3 protein-coding genes are annotated in these 6722 nt (G+C 60.4%); 1 reads left to right on the plus strand and 2 read right to left on the minus strand.

The features are described from left to right. Positions 1-11 precede the first annotated feature (11 nt). Together ACI2KB_RS18065 and ACI2KB_RS18070 are read right to left on the minus strand one after the other, a co-directional pair. On the minus strand, positions 12-2975 hold the full coding sequence (locus ACI2KB_RS18065; RefSeq protein ID WP_404636540.1) for a DUF748 domain-containing protein: 2964 nt from the start codon (positions 2973-2975) through the stop codon (positions 12-14). 114 nt (positions 2976-3089) lie between these two features. Beyond that, a complete protein-coding gene (locus ACI2KB_RS18070; protein WP_404636541.1) occupies positions 3090-4106 on the minus strand; it encodes a class I SAM-dependent rRNA methyltransferase in 1017 nt (338 codons plus the stop codon). A gap of 513 nt (positions 4107-4619) precedes the next feature. Between ACI2KB_RS18070 and mgtA the strand changes: the two genes are divergently transcribed. After that, positions 4620-6722: magnesium-translocating P-type ATPase (gene mgtA, locus ACI2KB_RS18075; RefSeq protein ID WP_404636542.1), on the plus strand; the 2103-nt coding region annotated here is incomplete at its 3' end.

Consider the following 6722-nt stretch of genomic DNA (forward strand, 5'->3'; position numbering starts at 1 on the left):
TTCAACGTTCGTTACTCACTGTCCAGATGCAGGGGGCTGATGACGCGTCCGTCTTTTTCCGGCTGACCGAGGGACGCGTCAACGAAATAGACCCGATCATCGGCCAGTTGTCCCTTGTCCACGAGATAGTCCTTGATACTGCCTGCCCGCGCCTGGCCTAACTGACGCAACAGCAAAGCGCTAGAACTCCACGACTTGAGCACGGCCTCGCGCAGCTTGTTCTGCCGCTCTTCCTTACCCAGATCGACCCATTCAGCAGGTGGCTGCTGTTTCAGGCGGGTGCGATAGATGCCTTCGAGCATCGGTGCTTTCTCGTCGTCCGGCACCTTCAGGTCACTGGCCTGGGCGGGGACTTTGTCGCCACGCCGCTGAAGAATTTTGTAGTACGTGCTCTGGTATTCACGCTCCAGCCGTTGCTGGGCGATCAGGGGGCCATCGCTGGCCTCGGCGCTGGTGCCTTCGATTTCCAGACGCAGGGCGGGGCGTTCTTTCAGCGCGGCGGCCAGTTTGTCGAGAGAAGCTTGCGCGTCGCCACTCAATTCGTCCGAGCCTGGTGCGAAGGCCACAGTGCCCAGGTCTTCCGCACCGCCTCCGCTGATCAGTCCGCCAATGAACTTGAACGGCGCCGCCGCCGCCTTCACCACCAGATTGCGCAGCGTCTGCCAGACGATCGGCATCACGCTGAACTGAGGGTTGTTCAAATCCCCGGAAACCGGCAGTTCGATGGAAATCTTGCCGTCCACATCCTTGAGCAGCGCAATCGCCAGTTTCAGCGGCAGGTTCACCGCATCCGGGCTGTCGACTTTTTCACCCAATTGCAGTTGCTCGACCACCACCTTGTTCTCGGCCTTGAGCTGGCCTTTGGTGATCAGGTAATGCAGGTCCAGATTCAACCGCCCCTTGCGAATGCGATACCCGGCGAATTTTCCGGAGTAGGGCGTCAGCGTGGTCAGCTCGACGCGTTTGAAGCTGGTCGCAATATCAAGGCTGGCCAGCGGATTGAAGGGGTTGAGTGCGCCTTTGATCGTGACCGGCGCATAGCGGTCGACCTTGCCTTTGATGTCCACCGGCGCAGGCTTGTCCTGACGGTTATCCAGCGTGCCGATCGTACCGTTCAACTGCTGGATGGCCGTCGCGAAATTCGGCGTGAGGCTAAAGTCGGCGAAGTTGGCCGAGCCATTGTTGATGTTCACCTCACCGATGTGAATGCCCATCGGTTTGTCAGCGGACGCGGCCTTTGCTTGAGCTGCGGGCTGCGGCGCGGCTTTGGGCGTGTCGGCAGGCTGCGGAATCAGCAGGTCATCAATGTTGGTAGTCCGGTCATCGGCGATCACGAAGCGCGCATACGGCTGTTCGATATTGATGGTCGCGATGCTCAGGCTGTCGCCCAGCTGGAAGTTCAGGCCATCGACGTTCAGTCTTTGCCATTTCACGAAGTCCCGGGATTTGAGGGTGTCCAGTGTGTGCAGTTGATCGACCTGGGCCTTGCCGGTAATGCCCAGCGCCAGCGGCTCGGTGCTCTTCAAGTCGACCGCCAGATCAGTGTTCAGCATGCCGCTGCGCACTTCCAGCCGAATGAACGGCGTGACATAGGATTGCGCCACACGCAGGTCGATGTCGCGGGTGGTGACATTGAGTTTGGCGCGTACCGGCGCCAGATTGACTTCGCCCTCGGCGGTCAGCTTGCCTTGTTTGCCCAGCCCGGTGTCGAGTTTGAGGGTGAAAGGCGATTGATTGAGGCTGTCAAAATTGTTCAGGTCCAGATTGAGCGGGCCGACCTCCAGCGCGACAGGCTCTTTGGGCACTTTGTCGGCCAAGTGCACGCGATAGTCCCGCAGTTGTGTGTCGCGCAGCAGCACTTGCCACGGCTTGCTTGGCGCCGTGTCTTTACTGGCTGTGGTTTCGGCGCCCGAAGCGGTCGCGGGTTGATGCTTCTCGGCTTCGGCCTTCTTCTGCTCCGACTTCGCAGGCTGGCTGGCGAACAGCTTCTGCCAGTCGAGCTGACCATCGCTTTCCCGTGCGGCCCAGGTCTCCAGACCCTGACTGCGGATCTTGCCCACGGTGACTAACTGCTTGGCCAGATCCACCGACGTCTCGCTGACTTCCAAGTTTTTCAGGCGCACCAGTGGCCGCCCGTCCGGGGCGTCCATGGCGAATGGCGAGACTTTGATGGAGGTGTTGTCCAGCCGCAGTTCGGTTTCTTTGGCCAGGTTGAGTGTGTAGTGAGTGTCGAGGCTAAGTACGCCGTCTTTGAGTACCAGCGGCAGAGCATCGCGCACATAGGGCCACCACAGCTTCATCTTGCCATCGGTGACTTTCAGCGTGCCTTCCGAGGCGATGGGAACGAGGCTCACGCGGCCCACCCAGTCGATCTGCCCACCATCGGGACCGGCGGCGACCAGCGTCATGTCCGCGTTGTCTTCAGGCAGGGTGCTGAGGTTTTTCAGCTCGAAATTCAGGGCGTCGTAGAGAAATTCGATGGGTTCGCTGGGGCGCAGGTCTTCGAAGTGGACATAACCGTCAGCGAGCTTTATTTCATCGATACGCAGCGGGAAGGGTTTGCTAGGTGGCTCGTCGGGCTTGGCAGGATCACTCGGTGGCAGCTTGAACAGTCCGGCCAGATTGAGGGTGCCGTCTTTGGCGAACAGCAGTTCGGTCTTGGGTTTGTCGAGCTTGACGGCGGCCAGGTGCAGGGCCTTGGTCCACAGGCTGTCGATCTGCAGGTTGACGTACAGCTTTTCGAAGGCAATCTGTTCTTTGCCCGGTGCGCCAATGTTCAGGCCCCACAGCGTGACTTCAAGCGTGTAGGGGTTGAGTTCCAGTCGGTTCAACGTGGCGGGAACCGTCGCGTAATTCGCCAGTTGCTGGTTGATCACGCGCAGCGCGATGCCGGGCAGAATGAAGAACCCCAACATGCTGTAAAGGGCGAAGGCGGCCAACAAGGCGCCGATGGCGCGTTTCAATCCTTTGGGCATAAGGGTCGCCAACTCTCTCTCGATATGAGGTGCCTTTGAGTATGGCACGCCAATCTGGTTCCGAAGTCGATTGCCTCACTGCTTGTGGGAAAAATCCGCGCGATCAACCCCCGATCAAAGCTGCAAGATCAAGGTTTTGAGTGGAGGCTGTTGATCCAGTGACGGAAAGTCGGCGGCAGGGGGGAGCGCTTGCCACTCGCGCACCGGACGGCCGATTTTGGTGGCACAACGCAGCACCTGATCGCGCCAATCATCCATGCTGACCTTTGCCAGATTGTTGCAGCAGATCAACACGCCATTCTCGGCAGTGGTCAGCAATGCGGGCTTGAGCAGGCTTTGGTAGTCGCGCAGCAAATCGACTGTCCCGAATGCGCTCTTTGCCCAAGCGGGTGGGTCCAGCAGCACCAGATCGAACTGGCGCTGTTCGAGGCGTACATAGCTCGGAAGCTTTTGGCCGCGACGGGACGCAATCGGCAGGCCCGCCAGTTGGCGAATCGCCGGGAAGTAGTCGGACTGAATGAACTGCATCTCGGGCAGTTGCGGGTTCAGCTTGCCGTTCTCCCGGCCGACGGCGAGGTTGCCTTCGGCGAAATCCAGATTGCACACCTCTCGCGCACCACCGGCTGCGGCGCTCAGCCCCACGCCACAGGTGTAGGCGAACAGATTGAGTACGTGCTTGCCCTTGGCGTGGTCTTTCACCCAGCCGCGGGCATTGCGCAGGTCGAGAAACAGCAGCGGGTCCTGCCCGGCATGCCGCCCGCGCACACGGTACTTGAGGCCCCACTCGTGGCCGATCAGGTCTTCCAGCGCAGCACCGTCGGCTTTGTAGACGGGATCTGCGCGATCGATCCGCGAATTGCCCTGAGAGCGGTCGTTGTAGACCAGCATCAGTTCCAGCCCCAATCGAGCATTGATCGCGGCGTGCGCGGCCAGTAGCGAGTCGCGGTCCAGCGTACGGTGGAAGCTTTGCACCAGCAATTGCGGGCCATAACGGTCGATGGTCAAGCCGCCTGCGCCTTCCTGGCTGCCATGGAACAGACGATAGCAATCGGTGCCTTGCGCGTGCAGCTCTGCGAGCAGGGATTGGCGATTATCGAGGGCGACGCTGAGCGCCTGATTCAAGGAAGACATGCGCGGCGCCTTGGGGCAGGAGTGAAGCGCGGCATTCTAGCAGCAAGGCCGGCAGGATGTTGCGGTGGACGGCGTCCACCGAGGATATCGGTGCGGTCTGTAGGAAACGCCCTTCCTGAACCTTCCCTGAACCCTCACGCAATAGTCTCGGCAGGGCTCATGATGGCGGTTTACTCTCATAAAAGCCGGGCGTATTCTTCGCCCGTTTTCAACCAATGCGGAGACCCACAGTGGGTACTTGTTCGAGTGACAGACGTCAGCCGGTTTCGATGACCGGCCAATCCTCGGCAAGATAACGCGCAGTCTTTTCACTGCCGTTATCTCGCTGACACATGCGAGAAACGGCAGGCGAACCCTTTCCTGTCCTTTCCCTGACGCTTGCCCCACGTACGGCTTTTTACGGTCGTGCGGGTGGTCCGTTGTGCGCTGTTTCCTTGCGAACGGCACACCGCGCGCTCGGCTGTACCCCTGAATCTCCATGAGCAGTAACCCTTCAGTCCAGGGGACACCATGATGAAATTCGCCCTCCTGAAAGAGTTCTTCGCAGGTTTTCTGCGGACCCGTCACTTCGCCCGGCATTTCCGTCGGCTGGCCATGCTCGACAGCATGACCGACGCCACTGTCAGCCGCGAAGTACCGCCCACTCTGGCGCAAACCCTCACCCTTGGTGCCAGCGGTAAAGTGCCTGAATTGCTCTCGCGCCTAGGCAGCAACCTCGACGGCCTGAGCGAAGACGAAGCCCTCGCGCTGCGTCAACAACACGGCCTCAATGAAGTTGAGCACGAACAGCCGCTGCCTTGGTGGGTGCACCTGTGGCACTGCTACAAAAACCCGTTCAATCTGCTGCTGACGTTGCTGGCCCTCATCTCGTGGCTGACCGAGGACATGAAAGCCGCGACCGTGATCTTCTCCATGGTGGTGCTCTCGACCTTGCTGCGCTTCTGGCAGGAAGCCCGCTCCAATCAGGCCGCCGACGCACTCAAGGCGATGGTCAGCAACACCGCGACCGTGCTGCGTCGTGAAGACGGCAAAGCGCAGCGCATCGAACTGCCGATCAAACAATTGGTGCCGGGCGACCTGATCGTGCTCTCGGCGGGCGACATGATTCCTGCTGACTGCCGCGTGCTCAGCGCCAAGGACCTGTTCGTCAGCCAGGCCGCGATGACCGGCGAATCCTTGCCCGTCGAGAAATTCGCCCGGCGCCAGGAGGTCGATACCGGCAACCCGCTGGATCTGGAAAACATCCTGTTCATGGGCACCAACGTGGTATCGGGGGCCGCGACCGGCGTGGTTCTCACCACCGGTAACAACACCTATTTCGGCGCCCTGGCCCAACGCGTCAGCGCCACGGATCGTGCGCCCACCTCGTTTCAGGCCGGGGTCAACAAAGTCAGTTGGCTGCTGATCCGCTTCATGTTCGTCATGGCGCCGCTGGTGCTGTTCATCAATGGCTTCACCAAGGGCGACTGGATGGAAGCGCTGCTGTTCGCGTTGTCCATTGCCGTGGGCCTGACCCCGGAAATGCTGCCGATGATCGTCACCTCGACGCTGGCCAAGGGCGCGGTGTTTCTGTCGCGCAAGAAAGTCATCGTCAAACGTCTGGATGCGATTCAGAACTTCGGCGCCATGGACGTGCTGTGCACCGATAAAACCGGGACGCTGACCCAAGACAAAATCTTCCTGGCGCGCCATGTCGATGTGTGGGGGGATGAGTCCGACGACGTGCTGGAAATGGCTTACCTCAACAGCTATTACCAGACCGGGCTGAAAAACCTGCTGGACGTTGCTGTGCTGGAGCACGTGGAAATCCATCGCGAGCTGCAAGTGGGGACTGCGTTCAGCAAGGTCGACGAAGTGCCGTTCGATTTCAACCGTCGGCGCATGTCGGTGGTCGTGCAGGAGCACGGTCAGCCTCATCTGCTGATCTGCAAAGGTGCTCTGGAAGAGGTGTTGGGCGTGTGCAATCGCGTACGTCATGGCGAAGAGGAAGAATCGCTGACCCCGGAACTGCTGGAGCGCATTGTGCAGGTGACGGCGGGCTTCAACGAAGAAGGGCTGCGCGTTGTGGCCGTTGCTGCGCGTTCAATGGACGCCGGGCGTGACGCTTATGGCTTGGCCGATGAAAGCGACCTGACCCTCATCGGCTATGTGGCCTTCCTCGATCCACCGAAGGAAAGCACCGCACCCGCCCTCAAAGCGTTGGCCGAACACGGCGTGGCGGTAAAAGTGCTGACCGGTGACAACGAACGCGTGACCGCCAAGATCTGCCGTGAAGTGGGCCTGGAGCGTCAGGGCCTGTTGCTGGGGGGGGACGTTGAGCGCATGAGCGATGCCGAACTGGCCGTGGCGGTGGAAACCACCAACGTGTTCGCCAAGCTGACGCCTTCGCACAAGGAGCGCATCGTGCGCCTGCTCAAAGCCAACGGCCATGTAGTCGGCTTCATGGGCGACGGCATCAACGACGCGCCTGCGCTGCGCACTGCCGATATCGGCATTTCCGTGGACAGCGCGGTGGACATCGCCAAGGAAGCGGCCGACATCATCCTGCTGGAAAAGAGCCTGATGGTGCTGGAGGAGGGCGTGCTGGAAGGTCGCCGGACCTTCGCCAACATGCTC

It is taken from the genome of Pseudomonas sp. NPDC088444, assembly GCF_044900175.1.
Lineage (GTDB): Bacteria > Pseudomonadota > Gammaproteobacteria > Pseudomonadales > Pseudomonadaceae > Aquipseudomonas.

What these genes read in the sequence shown, in the direction of transcription:
- ACI2KB_RS18065 (WP_404636540.1), bottom strand. Translation starts at nt 2,975, where the DNA reads ATGCCCAAAGGATTGAAACGCGCCATCGGCGCCTTGTTGGCCGCCTTC.
- ACI2KB_RS18070 (WP_404636541.1), bottom strand. Translation starts at nt 4,106, where the DNA reads ATGTCTTCCTTGAATCAGGCGCTCAGCGTCGCCCTCGATAATCGCCAA.